This is a genomic window from Curtobacterium sp. ODYSSEY 48 V2 (assembly GCF_023712625.1).
Classification (GTDB): Bacteria; Actinomycetota; Actinomycetes; order Actinomycetales; family Microbacteriaceae; genus Curtobacterium.
The window spans coordinates 21,228-47,961 of record NZ_JAMAXX010000002.1 but is presented as its reverse complement, the minus strand read 5'-3'; the positions used below and the strand labels follow the sequence as shown (position 1 = coordinate 47,961).

The 26,734-nt window shown below is 73.1% G+C and carries 17 protein-coding genes; 16 read left to right on the top strand and 1 reads right to left on the bottom strand.

From position 1 onward, the window contains the following. Positions 1-22: 22 nt before the first annotated feature. The 8 genes from M3666_RS02900 to M3666_RS02865 all read left to right on the top strand — a co-directional run bounded on the left by M3666_RS02900 (position 23) and on the right by M3666_RS02865 (position 9,489). On the top strand, positions 23-1,222 hold the full coding sequence (locus tag M3666_RS02900; protein ID WP_251154441.1) for a histidine kinase: 1,200 nt from the start codon (positions 23-25) through the stop codon (positions 1,220-1,222). After that, positions 1,210-1,917: a response regulator transcription factor gene (locus M3666_RS02895; protein WP_251154440.1), complete on the top strand. Its 708-nt coding sequence runs from the start codon at positions 1,210-1,212 to the stop codon at positions 1,915-1,917. Before M3666_RS02900 ends, M3666_RS02895 begins: the two co-directional genes overlap by 13 nt. A gap of 33 nt (positions 1,918-1,950) precedes the next feature. Beyond that, positions 1,951-2,763, top strand: a complete 813-nt coding sequence (locus tag M3666_RS02890; protein WP_251154439.1) for a fructosamine kinase family protein — start codon at positions 1,951-1,953, stop codon at positions 2,761-2,763. Between the two features lie 100 nt (positions 2,764-2,863). Beyond that, positions 2,864-4,174 (top strand): ABC transporter substrate-binding protein, encoded by a 1,311-nt coding sequence (locus tag M3666_RS02885; RefSeq protein ID WP_245172470.1) that lies wholly within the window; start codon positions 2,864-2,866, stop codon positions 4,172-4,174. Between the two features lie 44 nt (positions 4,175-4,218). Beyond that, entirely contained in the window at positions 4,219-5,184 is a 966-nt protein-coding gene (locus tag M3666_RS02880; protein ID WP_251154438.1) for a carbohydrate ABC transporter permease, read from the top strand. Further along, a complete protein-coding gene (locus M3666_RS02875) occupies positions 5,181-6,074 on the top strand; it encodes a carbohydrate ABC transporter permease (RefSeq protein WP_209685759.1) in 894 nt (297 codons plus the stop codon). Before M3666_RS02880 ends, M3666_RS02875 begins: the two co-directional genes overlap by 4 nt. 54 nt (positions 6,075-6,128) lie before the next feature. Further along, entirely contained in the window at positions 6,129-8,555 is a 2,427-nt protein-coding gene (locus M3666_RS02870) for a glycoside hydrolase family 31 protein (RefSeq protein WP_251154437.1), read from the top strand. Positions 8,556-8,688: 133 nt separating this feature from the next. After that, a complete protein-coding gene (locus M3666_RS02865) occupies positions 8,689-9,489 on the top strand; it encodes an HAD family phosphatase (protein ID WP_209685760.1) in 801 nt (266 codons plus the stop codon). Here the strand turns inward: M3666_RS02865 and M3666_RS02860 are convergent. Next, positions 9,465-10,490 carry a LacI family DNA-binding transcriptional regulator gene (locus M3666_RS02860; RefSeq protein ID WP_209685762.1) on the bottom strand — a complete coding sequence of 342 codons (1,026 nt, stop codon included), beginning with the start codon at positions 10,488-10,490 and terminating at the stop codon, positions 9,465-9,467. The genes M3666_RS02865 and M3666_RS02860 overlap by 25 nt on opposite strands. Before the next feature lie 52 nt (positions 10,491-10,542). On the opposite strand from M3666_RS02860, the gene M3666_RS02855 reads away from it, so the two are divergent. The 8 genes from M3666_RS02855 (at position 10,543) to M3666_RS02820 (ending at position 26,733) form a co-directional block, all read left to right on the top strand. Further along, entirely contained in the window at positions 10,543-12,405 is a 1,863-nt protein-coding gene (locus M3666_RS02855) for a glycoside hydrolase family 2 protein (RefSeq protein ID WP_251154436.1), read from the top strand. 64 nt (positions 12,406-12,469) lie between these two features. Next, on the top strand, positions 12,470-14,695 hold the full coding sequence (locus M3666_RS02850; protein WP_251154435.1) for a glycosyltransferase family 39 protein: 2,226 nt from the start codon (positions 12,470-12,472) through the stop codon (positions 14,693-14,695). Between the two features lie 52 nt (positions 14,696-14,747). Then, on the top strand, positions 14,748-15,470 hold the full coding sequence (locus tag M3666_RS02845; protein ID WP_066655996.1) for a response regulator transcription factor: 723 nt from the start codon (positions 14,748-14,750) through the stop codon (positions 15,468-15,470). Next, positions 15,467-17,086: an ATP-binding protein gene (locus M3666_RS16990; RefSeq protein ID WP_251154434.1), complete on the top strand. Its 1,620-nt coding sequence runs from the start codon at positions 15,467-15,469 to the stop codon at positions 17,084-17,086. The genes M3666_RS02845 and M3666_RS16990 overlap by 4 nt, the downstream gene beginning before the upstream one ends. Positions 17,087-17,198: 112 nt before the next feature. Beyond that, the gene (locus M3666_RS02835) at positions 17,199-17,549 is read left to right on the top strand and encodes a hypothetical protein (protein WP_251154433.1); all 351 of its coding nucleotides are present in this window, start codon (positions 17,199-17,201) and stop codon (positions 17,547-17,549) included. A gap of 76 nt (positions 17,550-17,625) precedes the next feature. Beyond that, positions 17,626-18,960 (top strand): glycosyltransferase, encoded by a 1,335-nt coding sequence (locus M3666_RS02830; protein WP_251154432.1) that lies wholly within the window; start codon positions 17,626-17,628, stop codon positions 18,958-18,960. A gap of 424 nt (positions 18,961-19,384) precedes the next feature. Continuing rightward, positions 19,385-24,949 carry a glutamate synthase-related protein gene (locus M3666_RS02825; protein ID WP_251154431.1) on the top strand — a complete coding sequence of 1,855 codons (5,565 nt, stop codon included), beginning with the start codon at positions 19,385-19,387 and terminating at the stop codon, positions 24,947-24,949. Continuing rightward, positions 24,946-26,733 (top strand): sulfite reductase subunit alpha, encoded by a 1,788-nt coding sequence (locus M3666_RS02820; RefSeq protein WP_251154430.1) that lies wholly within the window; start codon positions 24,946-24,948, stop codon positions 26,731-26,733. Before M3666_RS02825 ends, M3666_RS02820 begins: the two co-directional genes overlap by 4 nt. The last annotated feature ends 1 nt before the right edge of the window (position 26,734 follow it).

Genomic DNA, 26,734 nt, shown 5'->3' with positions numbered 1-26,734 from the left:
CGGGGTTCCTAGGCTCGGAGCCGTGACCTCGACCGTGCTCCGTCCCGTGCCCCTCGGCCGACGCGTGTGGGCGCAGTCGTGGCGACTCGTGCTCGCGGCACTCGTCGGGCTCACCGCGTTCAGCGCGATCTGGTCGACCCTCGACACCACCCGGTGGAGCGAGGCCCGGCTCGGTGCGGCGTTGCTCGTCGACCTCGCGGTCGGGCTCACCGCGCTCGTCCTGGTCCTCTTCCGGCACCGGGCGCCACTGCTCGTCGGCGTGCTCGTCATCGCCGGCAGCACCGTGTCCACCTTCGCGGTCGGCGCGGCCGTCCTCGCGCTGGTCTCGCTCGTCACCCGGCGGCGCCCGGCCGAGATCGCGATCGGGAGTGCGGCGTTCGTGGCCGCCTCGATGTTCGGTGAGGGGCTGTACCCGGTCGAGGACGCCACGCCCCTGTGGCAGGTGCTCGTCGCGGCCGTCGTGCTCACCGCCCTGCTCGTCGCGATCGGCATCGCGATCGGGCAGCGGCGGGCCCTGCTCGACGGGTTGCGCGAACGGGCCGCCCTGCTCGAACGCGACCAGCAGCTCCGCGAGGACCGCGCCCGGGAGCAGGAGCGGGCGCACCTGGCCCGCGAGATGCACGACGTGCTGGGACACCGGCTGTCGCTCGTCGCCCTGCACGCCGGGGCGCTCGAGTACCGCGGCCGGTCGCTGTCACCCGACGAGACGGTCGAGGCCGCCGGGGTCGTCCGGGCCGAGGCGCACGCCGCACTCACCGAGCTCCGCGACGTGCTCGGCGTGCTGCGGGAACCCGGGGACACCGCCGCGCTCGCCGGAGCCGCTCCTCCGCAGCCGACCCTGCGCGACCTCCCCGCGCTGCTCGACGAGGCGCGGTCCTCGGGCGCCGTGGTGTCGGCGACCGTCGACGAGGCCGTCACCGCCGCGCCGGACACCGTCGGGCGGCACGCCTACCGGGTGGTGCAGGAGGCGCTGACGAACGCCCGCCGACACGCTCCGGGGCAGCCCGTCACCGTCACGGTCGACGTGCTCCACGGCCCGGCGCTGCGCGTGCTGGTGGGCAACCCGGCGGTGGGACCCGCGAGCACCGGCGACGGCGCTCCCGGCGGTCACGGCCTGCGGGGCCTGGCGGAACGGGCCCGGCTCGTCGGTGGGACCTTCACGGCCGGTCGCGACGACGACGGCACCCACGTGGTCGAGGCGGTGCTCCCGTGGACGGCGTGAGCGCACCGATCCGGGTCGTCCTCGTCGACGACGACCACCTCGTCCGGGCCGGGCTCCGACTGCTCCTGAGCGGCGACGACGGCATCGAGGTCGTCGGCGAGGCCGGCGACGGACTCGAGGCCGAGGGCGTGATCGCCTCCGCAGCACCCGACGTCGTGCTCATGGACATCCGGATGCCCCGCTGCGACGGCCTCGTCGCCACCGAACGGGAGCTCCGGAAGCAGCCGGAGCTGGCCGTGCTCGTCCTGACCACCTTCCAGGACGACGACCTCGTGCTCGGAGCGCTGCAGCGGGGCGCCCGGGGCTTCCTGCTCAAGGACACCCCGCCGCACGACCTCGTCCACGCGGTCCGGACGGTCGCCGCCGGGCGGTCGATCCTGTCGCCGTCGGTGCTCGACCGCGTCATCGCCGTCGCGGCGAGCGCCTCGACCGGGACGGAAGGTGGGACGGCCGCCGTCGCGACCGCCGCGGCCGACGGGGCCACCGAGCGCGCGCTCCTGGCCACCCTGACCGACCGCGAGACCGAGGTCGCCCTCGCCGTGGCCGCCGGAGCCTCGAACGCACAGATCGCCGCGGACCTGTTCGTGAGCCTGGCCACCGTGAAGACCCACGTGGGGCACGTGTACGAGAAGTTCGGCGTCGACAACCGGGTGCAGCTCGCCCTGGTCGTGCACGCCGCCCGCCGCGGAGCCTGAACACCCGTCGGGCACCGTCGGCAGGATGGACCGGTGCCCGAGATCCACGTGAAGACGTTCCGCGACCCCGACGAGGCGACCGCCGAGGCCGCCGGACTGGCCTGGCTCGCCGAGGCCGAGCAGACGGGCGGCACCCGGATCGCCCGCGTGCTCGACCACCCGGAGCCGACCGTGCTCCACCTCGAGCAGATCCGCGACGGCAGCCCGACGCGGGCGCAGGCCGAGCGCTTCGGTCGCTCGCTCGCACGCACCCACGCCGCCGGTGCCGATCACTGGGGTGCACCCTCGCCCGGGTTCCCGACCCGCGGCGGCCTGCGGATGGGCCGGTCGCGGACGCCGTTCACGAGTGCCGCCGACGCACCGGCCACCTGGGGCGCGTTCTTCGCCGAGTACCGCATCCGGGACTTCGTGCAGCGCATCGTCGACCGCGGTGGCTTCGACGCTGCCGAGGCCGCGGTGTTCGACCGCGTGGCCGACCGGCTCGAGGACGGCACGCTCGGCTCCCCGCAGCCACGGCTCGTCGGCGACGCTCCGGCGCGCATCCACGGCGACCTCTGGGCGGGGAACGTCCTGTGGCCCACGGACTCCTCGGAACCGACCGGTGCGGTGCTCATCGACGCAACGCCGCACGGCGGGCACGCGGAGACCGACCTGGCACTGCTGGCGCTGTTCGGACTCCCCCGGCTCGAGACGGTGCTCGCCGGGTACGACGCCGAGTCCCGCTTGGCGGACGGCTGGCAGGAGCGCGTCGAGCTCCACCAGCTCGCGCCGCTGCTCCTGCACGTGTACCTGTTCGGCGGCTCGTACACCGACCACGCCCTGCGCGCCGCCCGCCGCTACGCCTGACGCCCCTCCTGCGACCGAAGGATGCTCGTCGATTCGTTGACTTTGCTTTTACAGCGCTGTAAAACAGAGCGAGCGCGACGGTGCGCGAAAGGGAGCGACGATGGTCACCAGCAGGACGACGGCACGTGCGGCGCTGAGCCGTCGCGGATTCCTCGCGGGCGCGGCGGGCGGGATCGGCCTCGGCGCACTGGCACTCACCGGCTGCTCGGCACCGTCCTCGGGTGCCGCGGCAGCCGGTGGGACGACGCTGCGCTTCTACGAGCAGAAGCAGGAGGTGATCGCCTACTTCGACGACCTCCTCCGACGGTTCGAGCATGAGCACCGCGGCGTTCGGGTCGTGCACGACAGCACGACCGCCATCGCACCGCAGTTCGTCCGCGGCGAACCGGCGGACGTCGGCTGCTTCAACGACAACCTCGAGCTCGCCCGCTACATCGAGCGCGGCGTACTCCGCGACCTCGGCGACCTTCCGTCGGCGAGCAGGGTCAGGAAGAGCATCGACGGTCTGACGAACCAGTACGCGACCTTCGAGGACCGCACCAGTGTCCTGCCGTTCTCCCTGGCGGCCGCGGGCGTCATCTACAACAAGCGCATCTTCGCCGAACAGGACCTCCCGGTCCCGACGACCTGGAGTGAGTTCGTCGACGTCTGCACGGCACTCTCGAAGACGGACGTCACCCCCGTCTACGCCACCGACCGCGACACCTGGACGCTGTGGCAGGGCCTGTTCGACTACTCCGTGGGCAGCCTGGTCGACACCGGGACGTTCTTCCGCAAGATGAAGGCGCTCGGCACGGACGTCGGACCCGACGCCGAGGTCTCCTTCGAGCGCGACTTCGCCGTGCCGATGGAGCGCGCGAAGACGATCTCGACGTTCTTCAACCCGGACCACGCGACCCGCTCCTACGCCGACGGCAACCTGGCGTTCGGACAGGGCAAGGTCGCGATGTACCTGCAGGGGCCGTGGGCGCTCAGCCAGATCGCGCTCGTCGACCCGGACCTGCCCGTCGGGACCTTCGCGCTCCCCGTGTCCGACGACCCCGACGACCGGCAGGCACGCGTCAACATCGACCTCGGGCTCTGGATCCCCACGACCACGACGCACCTCGACGAGGCGCGGGAGCTCGTAGAGTTCCTCATGCAGCCCGACGTCATCAACGCCTACAACCTCGACAATCTCGCGTTCGCGACGACCGAGGACGCGGCTCCCCAGACCGACGAGCGCGTGGCCGGCCTGCAGCAGTACGTCGACAGCGGCGACTTCTACCAGGGCGCCGGCACCTTCATCCCCACCTCCATCCCCCTCGGCAACTACATGCAGACGGCGATCCGCAGCGGCGACTTCGAGTCGATGCTGCGGCGGCTCGACACCGACTGGCGACGCCTCGCCGGCCGCTCGGCGACGGTCTGACCGCCGCGACCCCGGCACCGCCGACCAGGACCCCAGGAGCGCTCATGACCGTCCAGACCCCGCTGACCCCCGGCACACCGGACACCGGTGGGCCCCGCCCCGGGCCCGCGACCGTCGCGTCCCGCGTGCACCGACGCGTCGGCTCGCTGCGCCGCACCGAGGGCGTCTACTACCTCTTCCTCGTGCCCGCCCTCGTGCTGTTCACGGCGTTCGTCGTCGCCCCCGCGTGCATCGGTGTCTTCTACAGCTTCACCGACTACCTCGGCTTCGGGCAGTGGCACTTCCTCGGGCTCGAGAACTACCGGGCGCTCGTGTCCGACCCGGCGATCCTCGGCTCGTACGGCTTCACGCTCGGCTTCGCCGTGGTGACCGTGGTCATCACGCAGGTGATCGCCCTCGCACTGGCGATCGCACTGACGAAGCGCGTGCGTTTCGCGAGCGGGCTCCGCGCCGTGTTCGTCATCCCGATGGTCGTCTCCGGCATCATCGTCGCCTACGTCTTCAACTTCCTGTTCTCGAACACCCTGCCGGCCCTGGCGACCTCGGTCGGCTTCGGACCGCTCGAGCAGAGCATCCTCGGTGACCCGGACCTCGCCTGGCTCGCGATCGTCATCGTCTCGGCATGGCAGACGATCCCGGGTGCGCTGCTCGTCTACACGGCGGGACTGACCTCCATCCCGACGGACGTGTACGAGGCGAGTTCGCTCGACGGCGCCGGCGCCTGGAAGCAGCTCCGATCGATCACACTGCCCCTGATCGGCGGCTTCATCATCATCAACACGGTACTCGGCGTGAAGGGCTACCTCGGCGCCTACGACGTCATCGTCGGGCTCACCAACGGCGGACCGGGCTCGGCGACGAGCAGCGTCGCGATGACCATCTTCACGGGCTTCACGAGCGGTGACTACGCCTACCAGATGGCCAACGCGACCGTCTTCTTCATCATCACCGTCCTCATCTCGGTCCTGCAGCTCGCAGTGACGCGCGGAAGGAACCTCCGACTCGCATGAGCACCCTCGACACCCGGTCCCCCGCGACCGCCGCCGCACGCACACCGGAGCAGCCCCGCCGGCGCCGCCTCGGCCGCGTCGACGTCCCGCTGACGATCGTCCTGGCGATCGCGTCCCTCACCGTCCTGGTCCCGCTCTACGTCACCGTCGCCATGGCGTTCAAGACGAGCACCCAGGCAGTCGACGGCAACGCGTTGTCCTTGCCCTTCCCGTTCAACCCCGCCAGCTTCGCCGAGGCCTGGACGCTGACCCGCTTCCCGGTGTCGTTCTCGGTCTCGCTCGGCGTGGCCGCCCTCACCGTCGTCGCGACGCTGCTCCTCAGTTCGCTCGCGTCCTACGCGATCGTGCGGAACTGGCACCGCCGCTTCTTCCGTTGGTCGTTCGTCTACCTGCTCGCGGCGATGTTCCTGCCGTTCCCGGTGGTCGCCCTGCCGCAGATCAAGCTGACCGCGATGATCTCGCTGGACAGCCCGGTGGGCGTCGCGATCCTGCACGCCATGTTCCAACTGTCGTTCAGCGTGCTGCTCTACTCGGCGTTCCTGCGCTCCATCCCGGTCGAGCTCGAGGAGAGCGCACGCATCGACGGCGCCTCGACGTGGCAGATCTTCTGGCGCGTCATCCTGCCGCTGCTCGGACCGATGAACGCCACGGTCGGCATCTTCGCCTTCCTGGCTTCCTGGAACGACTTCATGATGCCGTCGCTCATCACCGCGGACCCCGGTCTGCAGACGCTGCCGGTCGTCCAGAACATCTTCCAGAGCCAGTTCGGCACGAACTACAACGTGGCGTTCGCCTCGTACCTCATGGCGATGGCACCGACGATCATCGTCTACCTGTTCGCGCAGCGCTGGGTGATCAGCGGCGTGACGCAGGGCGCCGTCAAGAGCTGACCCGAGCCTCCAGACAGACACCGGCCGGACCGGCCGAGACAGGACCGAACCGACGTGCACACCCCCGACGACGGACCGCTGCCCACCATCCGCCCCTTCCCGGGGTCCGACCCGGTCGCCGACGGCGACGCCGTCGTGCAGGGCGACCACTGGCGGATCACCGTGCTGTGCGACGGGCTCTTCCGTGTCGAGTGGAGCGACGACGGCGGCTTCGAGGACCGCGCCTCGACCTTCGCGGTGCGACGACGCCTGCCGGTGCCCGAGTACACCGTCGTGCGGCGGGGCGACGGGGTCGAGGTGACCACGGACCGGGCCACCCTCCGGTACGACGGCCGGCCGTTCTCGGCGACCGGGTTGGTGGTCGAGACCTCGGGAGCGGACGCGAACCGGTGGCGCTGGGGCCAGGAGCCGCGTGACCTCGGCGGCACCGGCAGGACGCTCGACGACGTGGACGGGCGGATGCCGCTCGAGTCCGGCGTCCTGGCGCGCGACGGGATCGTCGCGCTCGACGACACCGGCTCGTTCCTGTTCGAGGACGACGGGTGGGTCGGCAGCCGCGTGCCGGGGCGCCGCGACGTGCAGGTGTTCGCCTACGGCCGCGACTACGACGCGGCTCTCCGGGCGTTCCACGCGGTGTCGGGACCGCCGACGCTCCTGCCCCGGTGGGCGCTCGGGAACTGGTGGAGCCGCTACCACCCGTACTCGGACGAGTCGTACCTGGCGCTGCTCGACCGGTTCGCCGAGGAACGCCTGCCCTTCTCGGTCGCGGTCATCGACATGGACTGGCACCGCGTCGACTCCGTGCCGGCACGCTTCGGCAACGGCTGGACGGGGTACTCGTGGGAACCGTCGCTCTTCCCCGACCCGCCCGCCTTCCTGGCCGAGCTGCACCGTCGCGGCATGCGGACCACGCTCAACCTGCACCCCGCCGACGGCGTACGGGCCTTCGAGGACGCCTACCCGGCGATGGCCGCTGCGACCGGGATCGACCCCGACACCGAGCAGACGGTCGCGTTCGACCCCACCGACCCGGACTTCCTCCGCGCGTACTTCGAGCACCTGCACCGGCCGCTCGAGGAGCAGGGCGTCGACTTCTGGTGGATCGACTGGCAGCAGGGACGCACCTCCGGCATGCCCGGTGTCGACCCGCTCTGGGTGCTCAACCACTTCCACCTGCTCGACTCCGCGCGCGACGGCGGTGCCGGCATGACCTTCTCGCGGTACGCGGGTCCGGGCAGCCAGCGGTACGCGGTCGGGTTCTCCGGTGACGCCGTCGTCTCGTGGGCCTCCCTCGCGTTCCAGCCCGAGTTCACCGCCACCGCCGCGAACGTCGGGTACCCCTGGTGGAGCCACGACATCGGCGGCCACACCCGCGGGGTGCGCGACGACGAGCTCGCCACGCGCTGGGTGCAGTTCGGGGTCTTCTCGCCGATCATGCGCCTGCACTCGGCGAACAACCCGTTCATCCGGAAGGAGCCGTGGATGTTCCCGGCCGAACCCCGGTCCGCGATGGGCGACGCCCTGCGCTTCCGCCACCGGCTCGTGCCGTACCTGCACACCATGAACCACCGCGCGGCCGCGGGTACCGCACTCGTCCGACCGGTGTACCACCTCGAGCCCCACCGCGACGAGGCGTACCGGGTACCGAACGAGTACGCCTTCGGGTCGGAGCTGCTCGTGGCCCCGATCGTCGAGCCGCGTGACCCGGTGACGCGGCGAGGCCGGGCCCGGGCCTGGTTGCCGCCGGGCACGTGGACGGACGTCTTCACCGGCACGACCCACGCCGGCGACCGGTTCGTCGACCTGCACCGCGGGCTCGACACGATCCCCGTGCTGCTGCGCGCGGGCGGTATCCTGCCGCTCGCGGCGTCGGACGAGTCGGACGCGACGGTGAACCCCGCGGCACTCGAGGTACTCGTCGCCCCGGGCGCATCGGGCACGTTCACGCTCGTGGAGGACCGCGAGCAACGGACCCCCAGCGGCACCGGCACCGGCATCAGCACCGGCACCGGCACCGGCACCGGCACCGGCACCGGCACCGACGGCGTGTGCCGGACCACGCTCACGTGGGACCGCGACGGCGGCGTGTTCCGGATCGCCCCCGCCGAGGGCGACCTCGGCAGCGTGCCGGCGTGGCGTCGGTGGCGCGTCACCTTCCTGGGGTCCCCCGCGGCCGGACAGGAGATCGACGCAGCGTCGGCCGACCGGTTCTCGGTCGACCTGGACGTCGCGACGGACACCGGCGCGGTCCTGCCCCTCGCCGGGCCGCCCACGATCGGTGTCGACGCCCGCGACGCCGCACGGCAGCTCCTCGAGGGCGCCCAGGCAGGCAACGCGGAGAAGCTCACCGCGTGGGAGGTCGTCGACCGCGACGCACCCCGCGCCGACCGGATGGCCGAGCTCGAGACCGTCGGGCTGCCCGAGTCGCTGCGCAGTGCCCTGGTCGAGCTGCTCGGGAGCGTGCACCCCGGGGAGCGATGACGCAGGCGGGCCCCGGTCCTGCGGGAGCGGCACGTCGCACGTGTCGAGCGACACGCGGGACGTCGCAGACCGACCGGGCAGTCCGAGCCAGCGCCCGGACGCGGCCCGCAGCCACGTCGCCTAGCCTGGTCGGATGGCGGACGAACAGGCGGGCTCCCCGGTCCTCGCGTTCTTCGACGTGGACAACACCCTCGTGCACGGAGCGAGCGCGTTCCACCTCGTGCGCGGACTCCGAGCCGCCGGCCTGATCACCCTGCGCGACGTCCTCGGTGCCGGGTGGAAGCACGCGCGGTTCAAGGTGCGCGGTGAGAACGACCGGCACCTGGCGGCCGCGCAGACCCGCGGGCTCGAGGTGATCACCGGGATCACGGTCGCCGACATGGCGGAGCTGTCGGACGACGTCTGGGTCCGGCACACCGAGCCGTCCGTGTGGCCGGAGACCGCTGCCCTCGCCCAGGAGCACCTCGCGAAGGGCCACCAGGTGTGGCTCGTCACCGCGACACCGACGTTCCTGGCGGAGGTGATCGCGCGCCGTCTCGGTCTGACCGGAGCACTGGGCAGCGTGTTCGAGGTGCGGGACGGCACGTACACGGGCCGCCTCGACGGGGCGTTCCTGCACGGGGAGCACAAGGCGGTCGCCGCCCGTGCGCTCCTGGCCCGGACCGGCGCAGACCCCGCCCGGTGCTGGGCGTACTCGGACTCACGGCACGACATCCCGCTGCTGTCGCTCGTCGGGCACGCCGTGGTGGTCAACCCGGACCAGGGACTCGCCGCGCACGCGCGGGCAGCGGGGTGGCCGACGATGCGCCTGCAGCGCGCGAGCCTCCGTGAGGCCCGACGCCGGGTCCGACGAGAGGCTCCGGCGGCCGCGTCGTCGTCGCCGGGCGGTCCGACGACGGGCCGCCCGGATCAGTCGACGGAGCCGTCCGGGTAGGGCGCGCTCTCCCCCACCAGCAGCCGGTGGCCGACCGTCACCGCCCGACCCTCGCCCGGGCGTCCCTCGATGCGCTCCTGCAGCCGGTCGACGGCTGCCTCGGCGAGCGCGACCGTGTCCGGCGCGACCGAGGTCAGGCTCGGCACCAGGCTGGCGGCCAGTCCGATCGCGTCCCACCCGACCACCGCCAGGTCGCGGGGCGCCTCGAGCCCCCGCAGGCGCATCGCCCGCAGCGCCCCGACGGCGGCGAGGTCGTCGCGGCAGAGCAGCCCGTCGATCCGGAGCCCCTGGTCGAGCGCGCGTCCGAAGGCCTCCTCCGCCCCGCGGGCGTCACCGACCTCCCGCGCCACCAGGAGCGACGGGTCGAAGGGCAACCCGACCGCGGAGAGGCCGTCGCGGTAGCCCTCCGTCCGGAAGGCCGACGTGCGCGACTGCTCACCCACCTCGTGGCCGAGGAAGCCGATCCGGCGCCGCCCGAGGGCCGCGAGGTGCGCGACGGCCTCGGCCGCGGCCCGCACGTTGTCGATGGCGACGAGGTCCGCTCCCTCCGGACGGACGTCCTCGCCGAGGAACACGACCGCGGTGTCGCCGCGCTCCCGGTCGATCTCGGTGGGCGTGAGCACCTGCGGGTGGATGACCACCCCGTCGACGACGCCTGCCTCGCGCCCACGGACCGCCGACAGCTCGCCACCCGGCGCCCCGGCGGTCTCCTCGAGCAGCAGCTGGTAGCCGCGCGCGGCGCACACTTCGGAGAAGACGTGCGCGAGCTCGGCGAAGTACGGCCGACGCAGGTCGGGGAACGCGAACGCGAGCATGTTCGTGCGGCCGGTGGCCAGGCTCCGTCCCGTCACGTTCGGTCGGTAGCCGAGCGCGTCGACCGACGTCTGCACCCGGGTCCGCATGGCGTCGCTGACGTGCCGGTAGCCACGGACGACGTTCGACACGGTCTTCATCGAGACGCCGGCGTGCTCCGCGACGTCCTGCAGCGTGACCCGGCCCACGCGCCCACCGTAGCGTTGACGATTTGTTTACAGCGCTGTAACTTGCGGGAGCATGAGCAGCGTCGCCCCCGTGTCCTCCGCCGACGTCTCCGTCGTCCCCCTCGCCAGCCGGCAGGACGGCCGGTACCCCCGGCCGCAGGTGGTCCGACGGGACTGGGTCGACCTCAGCGGCCCCTGGTCGTTCCGGCACGACGACGAGGACGCCGGGAGCGATGCCGGGTGGGTCGCCGGGGTGCCGTCGCCGCGCACCATCACGGTGCCCTTCCCGCCCGAGTCGACGGCGTCCGGCATCGGCGACCCCGGGTTCCACCCGGTCGTCTGGTACAGCCGGACGATCGGCCACGACGAGCTCGTGCAGGCCGGGCACGGTACCGACCGGCCCCGCGTCCTGCTGCACTTCGGCGCGGTCGACCACCGCGCCCGGGTCTGGATCGACGGCCGGTTCGTCGGCGAGCACGAGGGCGGGCACACCCCCTTCACGTTCGACGTCACGAGCCTGCTCGCCGAGACCCCCGACGGGGCCGACCACGTGCTGGTCGTCCGAGCCGAGGACGACCCCGACGACGTCACGCAGCCCCGCGGCAAGCAGGACTGGCACGAGGAGGCCCACGCGATCTGGTACCGCCGGACGACGGGCATCTGGCAGCCGGTCTGGCTGGAGGCCGTGCCCACCACCGCGATCGACGCGCTCCGGTGGACCCCCGCCTCCCCCGCGTCGACGGCGCTGTCGGTCCGCTTCCGTGGGCGGGTGCCCGCCGGTGCCCGGCTCCGGGTCGCCCTCCGCTTCGACGAGCGCGACGAGGACCTCGGCACGACCGAGTGGGACGCCACCGCCAGCCGTCCGACCCTCGAGGTCACCGTGCCGATCGCACGGCAGCGCAACGGTCAGGCCGAGGACGAGCTGACGTGGTCGCCGGAGACCCCGCGGCTCGTCGACGCCGTCCTCACCCTGGTCGACGCGTCCGGCGCCGTGCTCGACGTCGTCGCCAGCTACCTCGGCATGCGCACGGTCGGCGTCGGCGGTGGCCGGTTCCTGCTCAACCGGCAGCCGTACCCGGTGCGCAGTGTGCTCGACCAGGCGTTCTGGCCGGAGTCGCACCTGGCCGCACCGCACCCGCTCGCGCACCGGCAGGAGGTCGAGCTGATCAGGTCCCTCGGCTTCAACGCCGCCCGCATGCACCAGAAGATCGAGGACCCGCGCTTCCTCTACTGGGCCGACCGCCTCGGCCTCATGGTCTGGGGCGAGGCTCCCGCGGCGTACGAGTTCTCGCCCACGGCCGTCCGCCGGCTCACCGCGGAGTGGACAGCCGCCGTCGAACGGGACGCTTCGCACCCCTCGATCGTCACCTGGGTCCCGTTCAACGAGTCGTGGGGCATCCAGCACGTCGTCTCGGACCCCGCGCAGCAGGCGTACGCGCGAGCGCTCGTCGACCTCACCCGGGCCCTCGATCCGTCCCGTCCCGTGATCGGGAACGACGGCTGGGAGCAGCAGGACACCGACGTCGTGACCATCCACGACTACGAGGGCGACGGCGCCGTGCTCGCGGACACCTACCGCGACGACGCGGCACGCACGCGCGCCCTCGAGGGCCTCGCCCCCTCCGGGCACCCCCAGTTCGTCGGCGGTGCCGTCGACCGCGGCCAGCCGGTGATGCTCACGGAGTTCGGCGGCGTCCGGTACCAGGCCGCCGGTCGGCACACGGAGGGCTGGGGCTACACGGCGGCGGTCGACGGCGACGACTGGGTGGCGCGGATCACGGCGCTCTACGACGGGGTCCGGGCGAGCTCGTTCCTGGCCGGTTCGTGCTGGACGCAGCTGACGGACACGATGCAGGAGACGAACGGCCTGCTCCACGCGGACCGGACGCCGAAGGTCCCGATCGAGCAGGTCCGCCGGGCTGTCACCGGCTCGTGACGTCTTAGGAAGCACCAAGGCAGCACATCGGGACGGCCGACCCGGCCCGGCGATGCTCGCTGCCATGACCACGTACCCGATCCCCGTGACCGACCGTCACGACCGAGCGCACCCGGGAGCGCCGACGCGCCGCCCGGCTGCCGCCCGTCTGTTCGCCGGCGAGCGCGAGGACGCCCGCTGGCTCCGCCCGGCGTTCTGGGCGCTCCTCGTCCTGACCGCCGTCGTGTACCTGTGGGACCTCAGCATCTCCGGGTACGCGAACAGCTTCTACGCCGCCGCCGTGCAGGCCGGCACGAAGTCCTGGGAGGCGTTCTTCTTCGGCTCCCTCGACTCGTCGAACTTCATCACCGTCGACAAGCCCCCGGCCTCGCTGTGGGTGATGGTGCTGTCCGCCCGCGTGTTCGGCTTCTCGTCGACCAGCCTGCTGCTCCCCCAGGCGCTCATGGCCGTCGGCTCCATCGCCCTGGTGTGGGGCACGGTCCGGCGGACCCTCGCCCGCCTCGGTGCGACGACCGCGAACGTCGGTGCGCTGCTCGCCGGCTTCGTCGTCGCCGCGACCCCGGCCGCCGCGCTGATGTTCCGCTTCGACAACCCGGACGCGCTCCTCGTCCTGCTCATGACCGCGGGCGCGTACTGCACCGTCCGGGCGCTCCCGAGGGGCAGCTGGCGGTGGATCGCCCTCGCCGGTGTCGCCCTCGGCTTCGCGTTCCTGACGAAGATGCTGCAGGGCCTGCTCGTCCTGCCGGCGTTCGGCCTCGTGTACCTGTTCGCCGCACGCACGAGCTGGGGCCGGCGCGCGATCGGCCTCGGCATCGCCGCGGTCTCGCTCGTCGTGTCCGCGGGGTGGTGGGTGGTCGCCGTGGCGCTGTGGCCCGCGGAGTCGCGCCCGTACATCGGTGGGTCGACGGACAACACGGTCCTCGACCTGGTGTTCGGCTACAACGGCCTCGGCCGCATCTTCGGCGGCTCGGGCAACGGCGGCGGCGGGGGCGGCACGGGCGGAGGCGGCACCGCGGGCTCGTCGTTCGGCGGTGCGACCGGGTTGGACCGCCTGTTCTCGTCCGAGATGGGCCTCGAGATCTCCTGGCTCCTGCCCGCCGCGCTCGTCGCGCTCGTCCTCGGCCTGGTGGTCGTCGGTCGTCGGCACCTCGCCGATCCGGCACGCGCCGGTCTGGTGCTGTGGGGCGGCTGGCTGATCGTCACCGGTCTGGTCTTCTCGTTCATGTCCGGCACGATCCACCCGTACTACACGGTCGCGCTCGCCCCGGCGATCGCCGGCCTGGTCGGCACCGGTGGTGCGCTCCTCTGGCACGCCCGCGAGCGTGTCACCGGTCGCCTCGGCCTCGCCGCGATGGTCGGCGGGACGGCGTTCTGGAGCTGGTGCCTGCTGAACGAGGACCCGACCTGGCTGCCCTGGCTCCGATGGGTGGTGCTCGCCGGTGGGCTCCTGTCCGCCGCGGCGATCGTCGTCGGCAGCGTGCCCACCCTCCGGAAGGCCGTCACCGTCGGCGTCCTCGCCGGCACCCTGTTCGGGCTGACCGGCACGACCGCGTACGCGCTCGCCACGACGACCGTCGCGCACTCCGGGTCCATCCCGAGCGTCGGCCCGGCGGGCAGCGGCTCCGGTGGGACGGGCGGCGCAGCAGGATTCCCCGGCGGCGGTGGCGGTGGACAGCCGGGAGGCGCGGGAGGCCCCGGCGGGTCGACTGACGGCACGCAGACGGACGGCTCCCAGGACGGTGGCGGCCCGGGCGGGCAGGGCACGCAGCAGGACGGGACGGACGGCTCCCGGCAGGGCCCGGACAGCGGCGGGCAAGCGCCGACCGGCTCGGCTCCTGCGGGGACGGGCGACGGCGTCCCGACGATGCCGGGCAGTTCCGGCTCCGGCTCCGGCTCCGCGACCTCGGAGGACGGTGCCCCGACCGGCGGCGGCGGGATGGGTGGTGGCGGTGTGACGACGTCGTCGGCACTGACGAAGCTGCTCGCCGCCTCGGACGCGAAGTGGTCGGCCGCGGTGAACGGCTCGCAGTCGGCCGCGCAGCTCGAGCTCGACACCGACACCGCCGTGATGGCCATCGGCGGCTGGTCGAGCGACCCCGCGCCGACCCTGGCCGAGTTCCAGGCCTGGGTCGCGGCCGGTGACGTCGGCTACTACGTGTCCTCGGGCTCCGGCGGCGGGATGGGTGGCGGCTCGTCGACCGCGAGCGCGATCCAGGAGTGGGTCGCCGCGCACTACGAGGCGACCACGGTCGGCGGCCAGACCGTCTACGACCTGAGCGCATCGAAGTGACGGCATCGACGTGACCGACGACGAGGACACGGCGGTGGCTAGGCTCCGGTGCATGGCGGACCGACCACTCCGACGCACCGACGGCAGCCCCGTCCGGGTCCTCGTCGTCGACGACGAGCACGCGCTCGCCGATGCCGTCGCCCTCGCGTTCGAGGGCGACGGCTGGGCCGTACGGGCGGTGCACCGCGGACGGGACGTGCTCTTCGCGGCGCGGGAGTTCCTGCCCGACGTGGTCGTGCTCGACGTGATGCTGCCGGACATCGACGGCTTCGAGGTGCTCGAGCGGCTCCGGGACGCCCGGGACCCCGTGCGGGTGCTGTTCCTCACCGCCCGGGACGCCCCCGAGGACCGGCTCGCCGGACTCACCGGCGGCGGCGACGACTACCTGACGAAGCCCTTCGGCATCGACGAGCTGCTCGTCCGTGCCCGCATCCTGGCCCGGACCGCACCGCAGGTGGTCGCGGCACCGGGGTCGTCCGCGGTCGTGGTCGGCGACCTCCGGCTCGACGAGGAGGACCGCTCGGTGCTGCGCGACGGCGAGCCGATCGAGCTCACGCCGACCGAGTACGAGCTCCTCCGCCACCTCGCCCGGAACGCGAACCGGGTGCTGTCCCGCGAGCAGATCCTGGCGAGCGTGTGGGGCATGGACTTCGGCACGTCGTCGAACCTCGTCGACATGTACGTCTCGTACCTGCGGCGGAAGCTCGACGCCGGACGCGAGCCGATGCTGCAGACGGTCCGGGGCGCCGGCTACGTGCTGCGGCCGACGCCGTGAGCCGTCCCGACGGGGCGGGGCGTGCCTCCCGACCGGTGCGCACCCCGTCGCTGCGCTGGCGGATCGTCGGAGCCGTGGCGCTGCTGCTCGTCGCGACGAACGTCGTCGTCGGCGCGGTGACCGTGATCGCGTACCGCGAGTACCTGGTCGGACGGCTCGACGCGGAGCTGGCGACGGCGGCGGGCCGGACCCCGGGCGGGCAGCCGCCGTCCGGACCGCCCCCGGAGTCCTCGGGCGGTCAGCAGGACCCGGACAACCGGTTCATCGGGGCGCCGGGACAGGCGGCCGACACCGTCGTGGCGGTCCTGCGCGACGGTGACGCCGTGCTCGCCGGGTACACGGACGGTGCCGGTGCGCAGCACGGTCTCAGCCGAGCGCAGGAGGCCGTGCTCGCGGACGTCGCACCGGATGCGACCCCCACGACGGTCTCGCTGGGGTCGCTCGGGGCGTACCGGGCGCAGGCGGTCACCCGCGGCGGCGACGTCTTCGTGACGGCGCTGCCCCTCGGGGACCTGCGCGCGTCGGTCGTCCGACTCGTCGTCGTCATCGGGAGCACCACGCTGCTCGCACTCCTCGTCGCGGCGTGGGCGCTGACCCTGGCCGTCCGACGATCGCTGCGTCCGCTCGAGCGGGTCGCCTCCGTCGCGTCGAGCGTCACCGCGCTGGACCTCGAACGCGGCGACGCCGACATCGCCGCCCGGGTGCCCTCCGCGGACCTCGTGGTCAGCCGCGAGGTCGGACAGGTCGGCACCGCGCTCAACCGGCTGCTCGGCCACGTCGGCCGCGCACTGACCGTCCGACGGGACGCCGAGCGGGGCATGCGCACCTTCGTCGCCGACGCCTCGCACGAGCTGCGCACGCCGATCGCGACCGTCCGCGCCTACGCCGAGCTGTCGGCCGGTTCGCAGGACGTCGCAGCGCTGCAGCGGAACGCCGAGCGGATCGGCCGCGAGGCGGTGCGGATGGGCGACCTGGTCGAGGAGCTCCTGCTGCTCGCCCGGCTCGACGCCGCGACACACGACGGCGCAGCACCCGACGCAGCGACACACGACGGCGCGGCGCCCGACGGCCCGGCGCCCGACGCCGCCGCCCTCGCCGCCCGGCCCGGGACGGTGCACGAGGACGTCGACCTCACCGCCACGGTCGTCGAGGCCGTGATGGACGCACGAGCCACCGCACCCGACCACCGGTGGACGCTGCAGCTCGCCGACGACCGCCCGCTGACGGTGCCCGGCGACCCGGGGCAGCTGCGGCGCGCCGTCACGAACCTGCTCGCGAACGCGCGGACGCACACCCCGGCGGGGACGACCGTCGTGGTGTCGCTGCAACGGGTCCCGCGTACCGGGGGCGACGAGGCCGCGACGGGCGGGCTCGCACGGCTGGTCGTGGCGAACGACGGACCCCCGATCGACGCCGAGGTCCTGCCGGTGCTGTTCGACCGCTTCACCCGGGGCTCGTCGTCCCGCTCGCGGGAGCACGGGACGAGCGGCCTCGGACTGGCGATCGTCCGCGCGGTCGTGACCGCACACGGTGGGAGCGTCCGGGTCGTGTCGGAGCCGGGACGGACCGCGTTCACGGTCGACCTGCCGGAGGTCGGCAACCGATCCGACGCCTGACGATCCCGGTGCACGATCCCCGCGGACCGCGAACCAGGATCGTCACGCGTACCCGCTCCCGCTTCCTCGTCTGCCACGGGTACGCTGCGGGCACCGGCGGAAGGGGAACGCGATGGACCAGCAACACGGCGACCTGCGGGACGGCGACCTGCGCAGCGGCGACCTGCGGGACGGTGACCCGCGCGGGACGGACCAGCGGTTCACCCGCCTGCCGGAGCGTGCCCGACCCGAGGACCTGGTCGTCGAGGTCCCGGCGTTCGAGGACGACCGACCCCAGCCCGAACCCGAGCCGCCGGCCGCCGCCCCCGAGCTCGTCGCCGCGACCCGCTTCGCGCAGACCTCGCACGCGATGCCGACGATCCGGCGGACGCAGACGCGCGCGGGGCTCTGGATCGCGGGCGTGCCGATCGCGGCGCTCGCCGTCGTCGCGATCGTGCAGATCGTGCTCGGCGTCACCGGCTGAGCCCTCCGAGCGCTTCTTAGGGGCACCACAGGGTGCTGCTGCGGTCCGCATCGACGCGCTGCCGAGCCTGGGCGGCATGACGGAAGCAGCCACCCCCCACGACAGCAGCACCCCGCTCGACAGCAGCACCGCGCTCGACATCGACATCGTCGTGCCCTGCCACGACGAGCAGGGCACGCTCGCCGCCCACGTCCGACGTCTGCACCACTTCTGCCGGACGTCGTTGCCGCACACCTGGCGCATCACGATCGCCGACAACGCCTCGACCGACGACACCGGGCGCATCGCCGACGACCTCGCCGCGATGCTGCCCGAGGTGCACGCCGTCCACCTGCCGCTCAAGGGTCGCGGCCGCGCCCTCAAGGCGGTCTGGGCCGCATCCCCGGCCGCCGTGCTCGTCTACGTGGACGAGGACCTGTCGACCGACCTCGCGGCGCTCGAACCGCTCGTCGCACCGCTGCTCTCCGGCCACTCCGACGTGGCGATCGGCACGCGGCTCGCGGGGTCCTCCCGGGTCGTGCGCGGCGGTAAGCGCGAGTTCATCTCCCGCTCGTACAACCTGCTCCTCCGCAGCACGATGGGCGTGTCGTTCTCCGACGCCCAGTGCGGGTTCAAGGCGATCACCCGCCAGGCCGCCGACCACCTGCTGCCCCTCTGCGAGGACGACGCGTGGTTCTTCGACACCGAGCTCCTGGTGCTCGCCGAGCACGCGGGGCTGCGCGTCCACGAGGTCCCGGTCGACTGGGTCGACGACGTGGACTCCTCCGTGCACATCGCGTCGACCGCAGCCGAGGACCTCAAGGGCATGTGGCGGGTCTCCCGGGGGCTCGCGACCGGGCGCATCCCGATCGACCCGGTGTACGACGCCATCGGCCGGCAGCCCTTCACGACACCGCACGTGGGGATCGTCGGTCAGCTCCTGCGCTTCGGGACCATCGGCGTGCTGTCCACGGTCGCCTTCGCGCTGCTCTACGCACTGTTCCGGCCCGCGATCGGAGCGCAGACGGCGGACTTCCTCGCGCTGCTCATCACGGCGATCGGCAACACCGCACTGAACCGCCGCTTCACCTTCGGAGTCCGAGGGCGGGCGGGGGCCGGTGTCCACCACGTGCAGGGACTCGTCGTGTTCGGCATCGCCTGGGCGATCACCGCCGGGTCGCTCGTCCTGCTGCACACGACCGTGCCCGGGGCGTCGCACGGCGCCGAGGTCCTGGTGCTCACCGGCGCGAACCTCGTCGCGACCCTGGTGCGCTTCGTCCTCTTCAAGGCGTGGGTGTTCCGTACGAGGCGGCGTCCCGTGCTCGTGCGCCCCGGCGGCCCCACGGCAGCCGTCGCCGACGCTGCCGGCCCGATCGCGACGACGGCGACCGCCGCGGCGGCGGCCCGGCGGGTCGACGAGCCGGCGGCCTGAGCCGCCGCAGCAGGCGGCGCACCGTGGACGGCGCGGCACGCGGCACGGCGCTCGCGGCACAACCGGAAGCACGTCGCGCCACGGGACCCCGTGGCGCGAGGTGCTTCCGGTTGTGCGCAAGCAGACGGAACCGCGGGAGCAGAACGGCACCGGCACCGAGACCGGCACCGGCACCGGCACCGGCACCGGCACCGGCACCCGCACCGGAACCGGCCGCGCACCGGACGGGAGGCGCGTGGCCGGACCGCCCCGCGCCTCCCGTCCGGCCGGTCTGTTGCACCCGCGGTATACCAAGCCGTAGCATCGGCTCACCGCACCACCCCCACACAGGGCCACGACCGCCACCACCGGTCCGCCCGCGGCGAGCGCTCCACCGATGCAGCCCTGGCCGTCCGCTGCCGGCTGAGCCCCACTGGACCCGCACGTGAACCCCTCCCCCTTCGGTCTGTACGACCCTGCCCGCGAGTCGAGCGACTGCGGCGTCGGCTTCATCACCCGCCTCGACGGGGTGCCGACCCACGACGTCATCGTCCGCGGTGACGAAGCGCTCTGCTCGATCCCGCACCGGGGCGGCAAGTCCGCCGAGGGCGTCGGTGACGGCGCCGGCGTGAGCATCGACCTGTCGGTGGAGTTCTTCAGCGCGATCACCGGCGAGGAGCTCGTCGCCGGGCACTTCGGCGTCGCGAACTGCTTCGTGCCGGCCGACCCCGACGAGCGTGCCGCCGCCGTGCAGACCGTGACCGACGCGATCGAGCACGAGGGCTTCACGCTGCTGCTCGTCCGCGACGTCCCCGTCGACCACTCGGTCGCCCGTCCCGAGGCCGAGCAGTACCAGCTGCCGATCGTGCAGTGGGTGTTCCGCGCGCCCGAGGGGTGGTCCCGCACCGACGTCGACGCCGCGGCGAACCGCGCCCTGCTCGCCGTCGAGCGCGTGTCCTACACGCAGGCGGCCGAGGCCCGTGCCCCGCACGCCGCGCTCTACCCGCTGTCGCTCAGTGCCCGCACGCAGATCCTCAAGGGCCGACTGAACTCGGGCGAGGTGATCTCGTACTTCCGCGACCTCACGGACCCGCGGCACTCGGTGCGCACGCTCTACTTCCACACGCGGTTCTCGACGAACACCGAGCCGCACCCGACCATGGCGCAGCCGTTCCGGTTGATGGCGCACAACGGTGAGCTCAACACCGACCGGAAGAACCGGCTGTCGGACGAGGCACTCGCCGCCGCCCGCACCCGCAGCATCGTCCGGCCTCCCGGACAGTCGGACTCGAGCCGGCTCGACCAGACCCTGCAGAGCCGCGTGTTCGACGACGGGCTCGAGATCGTCGAGGCCGTCGTCACGCTCATGCCGCCGGCGTGGGAGAACGACCGCACCCTGACGGCCGACGTCCGGGACATGCTCGAGTACTTCTCGCTGTACGAGGAGAAGAACGACGGCCCGGCCGCGGTGATCTTCAGCGACGGCGACGTCGTCGGCGCACGGCTCGACCGACTGGGGCTCCGTCCCCTGCGGACCGTGCAGACGGACGAGTACCTCATGGTGGCGTCCGAGTCCGGCCAGGTGACGTTCCGGGCCGACGAGGTCATGCACCGCGGTCGCATCGAGGCCGGCGGCATGCTCGTCGTCGACCACCGCACCGGGTCGGTGATGCGCACGGACGAGGTCCTGCGGATGCTCGCCGCCCGTCGCGACTACGGGACGCTGCTCGACGCCGCCCGCGTGCACCTCGACGACCTGCCGGCGCCGGCCTACGACCGCGGCACCAGCACGCTCGGCTACGACGGCGACCTGTCGCTCGCGGGCCGCTACGTGGCGTACTCGCTGAACCAGGAGAGCTTCCGGTTCATGCTCGACCCGATGCTCGCCACCGGCTCGGAGCGCATCTCGGCGATGGGCTACGGCAACGCCATCAACGCGCTGAGCGACACCGAGGGCGGCATGGCGAAGTACTTCTCGCAGCGCTTCGCCCAGGTGACGAACCCGCCGCTCGACTCGATCCGCGAGGCCGACGGCATGTCGATGCGGGTCGCCCTCGGCAGCAAGCCGGACGGTACGGGCAGCGCGTCCGGCACGTCGAGCCGGCAGATCGTCGTGGACTCCCCCGTCCTCGGGCACCTCGACATGGTCCGCCTGCGCGACCAGACGATCGTGCCGCTCGAACGGTTCGACATGCTCTACGTGCCGGTCGTCGACGACGAGCAGGCGAACGCGGACGCCGTCCGTACCGCGACCGAACGGCTCGCCGGTGCCGTCGTGGCCTTCGCCGAGCGCCAGGGCGGGATCGCGGTCCTGACCGACCGCTCGGTGTCGTCGACGCACGCACCCCTCCCCGTGATCCTCGCCGTCGCCGCCGTCAACCAGCGGCTCATCGAGACCGGTCTGCGCCTGCGGGTGTCCGTGGTCGCCGAGTCCGGCCAGCTGCCGTCCTCGCACCACGTGGCCACCGCCCTGGGCTTCGGGGCCTCGGCCGTGTACAGCCTGTCCGCGCGGCTCCGCGCGGAGGAGAAGTACCCCGCCGCCCCCGCACCCGCCGGCCAGCTCACCGAGACGGATGCCGCCCTCAAGCGCTTCCGCAAGGCGGCCGAGAAGGCGCTGGCGAAGACGATGGGCCGCGTCGGCCTGTGCACCGCCGAGAGCTACATCGGCGGCGAGTTCTTCGAGCCGAACTACCTCGACACCGGCGACGACCTGTTCGCCCGGGTCTTCCCGCACATGGCCGCTCCGGTCGGCGGTGTCGGCTTCGCCCGCATCGCCCAGGCGTCCACCGAGTGGCACGAGCGCGCGCGCTCGGTCGCCACCGAGGGCCAGGTCCCCCTGCTCGGCCTGTTCAAGGAGCGGTCGGACGGCGCCGGACACTCGTTCGGCGTCGCGAGCGTCCGCGGCTTCGGCGGCATGACCGAGGAGCGCCCGGCCTTCGAGCGCTCCGGTGACTCCGACGCGCTGCGGCTGCTCACGCTCCGGCAGCTCGACGACTCGTTCGGCATCTCGGACACGGCGTACCGGAACACCGGTTACGACCGGCTGAGCGACGCCGAGATCGACGCGCACCGCATCACGCCGGGCTACGTCACGTTCCTGCAGACCACGCACGACGAGCGTTCCCGCCGCCCGGCGGCCCTGCGCGACGTGCTCGCCCTGCCCGCGGACGTCACCGGCATCGACGAGGCGCCGGACTTCGCGCGCGAGCTCGGCCGCTTCTCGACCACCGGGAACGCGAGCATCACGGTGCGCGGGCTGTCCGGCTCGCGGTCTTCCTCGGAGGACGCCCTGCCGGGAGGCACGACCCGCTTCACCCTGCGGCTCACCTCGACGGGGCCCACGGGCGCACTGCGCCACCGGGCCCTCGCGGACGGGCTCGCCCTGCTGCACCCCGGCACGGTCGACGTCGACGTCGTCGCCGACGATCGGGTGACGCTGCGCGCCACCGGTGCGGCCGCCGACCTGCTCGGCCTGCTGCAGCAGGCACCGGCGAGCGTCGACGTGGCCGAGGTCCAACCCGCGCACGAGATCACCCGGACCCTGGCGTCCGGTGCGATGAGCCACGGCGCCCTCGTCGCGACCGCGCACGAGGCCGTCGCCCACGGCACGAACATGGTCGGCGGCATGTCGAACTCGGGCGAGGGCGGCGAGCACCACTCCCGCTACGGCACGATCCGCGGCTCGCGCATCAAGCAGTTCGCCTCGGGTCGGTTCGGCATCTGGGCGGGCTACCTGGCCGACCCGATGCTCGAGGAGCTCGAGATCAAGATCGGCCAGGGCGCCAAGCCCGGCGAGGGCGGACAGCTCCCCGCGCCCAAGGTCACGGTGGACATCGCCGCGGCCCGGGGTGGGACGCCCGGCGTCGAGCTCATCTCGCCGCCGCCGCACCACGACACGTACTCGATCGAGGACCTCGCGCAGCTCATCCACGACTGCAAGGCCGCCCGGGTGCGGGTCGTCGTGAAGCTCGTGTCCTCCGAGGGCATCGGCACGATCGCGGTCGGCGTCGCGAAGGCCGGCGCGGACGTCATCAACGTCGCGGGCAACACCGGCGGCACCGGCGCCGCGGCCGTCACGAGCCTGAAGTACGCCGGACGCTCCGCGGAGATCGGCGTGGCCGAGGTGCACCAGGCCCTCGTCGCGAACGGCCTGCGCCAGAAGGTCACGCTCCGCTGCTCCGGTGCGCACCAGACCGGCTCGGACGTCGTCACGAGCGCGCTGCTCGGCGGGGACTCCTTCGAGTTCGGCACGACCGCGCTCATGATGCTCGGTTGCGTGATGGCGAAGAACTGCAACGTGAAGTGCCCGGCGGGCCTGACCACGAACGCCGAGGCCTTCGAGGGCGACCCCCGAGCGCTCGCGCAGTACCTGCTCAACATCGCGCACGACGTCCGCCAGATCCTCGCGCGCCTCGGCCTGCAGTCCCTCCGCGAGGCCCGGGGTCGCACCGACCTGCTGCAGCTCCTCGACCACCCGGCGTCCGTCGGCCGGCTGGACGTGCGGAACCTGCTCGCGCAGGTGCCCGAGAAGGTCGTCACCGACCCCGAGTACCTCGAGAAGGACTACCGCACCGACGACGCCCTGATCGACCAGGTGCGGGCCGCGCTCGTCGACGGGCACGAGCACGCCCTGACCGTGGACGGCATCGGCCTGGGCAACGCCGACAAGTCGGTCGGCGGGCAGCTCGGGATCGACGTCGAGCGCATCCTCAACCACGAGCTGCGCGGCGTCGACCTGTCCGCGCACCCGGCGGTCACCACCGACGACCGCGGTCGCCGTCGCCTGGTCGACGGCGCGGTGACGGTCCGCACCCACGGCGCTGCCGGGCAGTCGTACGGCGTCTTCACGAACGACGGCACGACGCTCGAGCACACCGGCACGGCGAACGACGGTGTCGGCAAGAGCCAGTCCGGCGGACGCATCGTCGTCCGTGCCCCGGGCGGCGGGAGCGCCGAGCGCGGCGGCAACGTCCTCGTCGGCAACTTCGCGCTGTTCGGCGCCACCGGCGGACGCACGTTCGTCGAGGGCGAGGCCGGCGACCGGTTCGCCGTCCGGAACTCGGGCGCGACGGCGGTGGTGGAGGGCCTCGGCGACTTCGGCTGCGAGTACATGACCGGCGGCGCCGTGCTCAACCTCGGCGGCTACGGCAAGGGCCTCGGCAACGGCATGTCCGGCGGCTTCCTGTACCAGTACGACCCGTCGGGAGCGGTGACCGAGCGCGCGAGCACCGACTCGCTCCTCGTCTTCCCCGTCACGGAGACCGAGCGCGGTGCGTTCCACGAGGCCGCGGCGAAGCTGCTGCTCGAGTGGCACCTCGAGGCCACCGGGTCCGCCCTCGCCGAGCGGCTGCTCGCGGACTGGGCGACCACTCGCGAGCACGTGTTCGTCGGGATGCCGCGCGCGCTCCTGCTCAGCCAGGACGCCGACGAGATCCTCGCCGCCGCGACGCGGAACGAGCTCCTCGACGAGCTCGCGACCTCGGTGGCGACGGACAAGCTCCGGGCGTTCAAGGTGGACTACCGCGACCAGCGGACGGTGCTCGACGGCCGCGCTCCGGCGCTGGGTGACCAGGGCGAGGACACGTTCTCGCTGCTGTCGTCGTACACGGTGCTCGGGGTGGCGCATGACGTCGCGCAGGAACGTGTGCCGGGTGCCGCGCCGAGCGACCCCCGGGTGACCGAGGCGGTGCGGAACCTCGTCCTGACCGAGGACTTCCAGGTGAAGCAGCGCGTCGTGAAGTACCTCCGCGGCACGTTCGACCGGTTCGCCGACGACGAGCTCGCGACCCTCATCGCCGTCAAGCGGCTCGACGACGCCAAGCGTGCCCTCGCACAGCGGAACAACCGCAGCGCGGACATGCCCGGTACCACGGGGTGGATCATGCACCAGAACGCCAAGAACGCCGGCCGTGTCCGCGCCGCCCGCTTCGACGAGCTGCTCGCGACCGCGGCGCTCGAGGACATCGCCGCCCGCGCCCCGCAGGCCCCCGTCGAGGCGGTGTCGGCATGAGCACGCTTCCCCCCACCGGGCAGCTGATCCCGGTCGACGCCCCGTTCTCGGCAGCGCAGGAGTCGTGGCTCGCCGGGTTCATCGCCGGCATCGCGGCCGCGGGCAAGCGTGCCACCGGCGGTGCCCCGACCACGACGGTGGACGTGCTCTTCGGGACGCAGACCGGCAACGCCGAGTTCCTCGCCGACGAGCTCGTCGCCGGCGCGAAGGCGCGCGGGCTCGGCGGACGGGCGACACCGCTCGACGCCGTGACGCCGGAGCAGCTCGCCGGCATGTCGCACGTGCTCGTCGTCACCTCGACGTACGGCGAGGGCGAGATGCCCGACAACGCCGGACTCTTCTGGGACGCGGTCCAGGCCTCGACGGTCCCCCGGCTCGAGGGGCTGCAGTACGCGGTGCTCGGGCTCGGCGACACGAGCTACGACGAGTTCTGCCAGGCCGGGAAGCTCCTCGACCTGCGGTTCGAGCAGCTCGGCGCGACCCGCATCCACGACCGCGTCGACTGCGACGTCGACTTCGAGGACCCCGCGGCGCTCTGGAGCGCGGCGGTCCTCGACCGGCTGGCGGCCGAGGCCGGAGCGCAGCCCGGGGCGGACGGCCCCGCCGCAGCCGCGACCACGTCGTCCGCCGCAGCGGGCGCGTCGGAGGCGGGCCGCGCCTCCCGGCCGGGGTCGCAGTGGAACAAGCGCAACCCGTACCGAGCCCCGCTCGTCGTGAACCGGCTGCTCTCCTCGCCGCGCAGCGCGAAGGAGATCCGGCACGTCGAGTTCGACCTCGGCACCTCGGGCATCGAGTACCGCGCCGGCGACGCCCTCGCGGTGGTGCCGCACAACGACCCCGCGCTCGTCGACCAGCTGCTCGAGCACCTCGGGGCCGACGGGGCCGCCGCGTTCGACGGACGGCCGCTCGCCGAGGTCCTGCGCACCGAGCGCGAGATCCGGACGCCGTCGAAGGACCTCGTGGCCGACCTCGTGCAGCGCGCACCGGCGTCGGAGCTCGCGGCGGTCGTGTCGCACGGGGACAAGCACGAGCTCGACCGGTGGCTCTGGGGCCGCGACGTCCTCGACCTGCTCCGGGACGCCGGTACCGCGGCGCCGTCGATGGAGGAGCTGCTCCCGAACCTCCGCGGGCTGCAGGCGCGGCAGTACTCGATCTCGTCGAGCCCGCTGGCGCACCCGGACCGCATCCACCTGACGATCGCGTCCGTCCGCTACGGCGACGCGCACCGGTCCCACGCCGGCGTCGCGTCGACGTACCTGGCCGACCGGGTGCAGGCGGACGGTGAGGTCGACGTGTACCTCCAGCCGAACGCCGCGTTCGGGGTCCCCGCCGACGGCGACGCCCCGATGGTGATGATCGGCCCCGGCACCGGCATCGCCCCGTTCCGCGGGTTCCTGCACGAGCGGGCAGCGGCCGGTGCGACCGGGCGGAACTGGCTGTTCTTCGGCGACCAGCACCGCGAGACCGACTTCGTGTACGAGGACGAGCTCACCGCGATGCAGGCGTCGGGCGTGCTCACCCGGCTCGACCTGGCGTTCTCGCGCGACCAGGCCGAGAAGGTCTACGTGCAGACGCGGATGCGCGAGCAGGCGGCGGAGCTCTTCCGGTGGCTCGAGGACGGGGCGCACGTGTACGTGTGCGGCGATGCCTCGCGCATGGCGAAGGACGTCGAGCAGGCGCTCCTGGAGGTCATCGCGACCGGTCGGGGCCGCGGGGACGACGACGCGCAGGCGTACCTGGCGGACCTGCGGCGCGCGAAGCGCTACGTCCGCGACGTGTACTGAG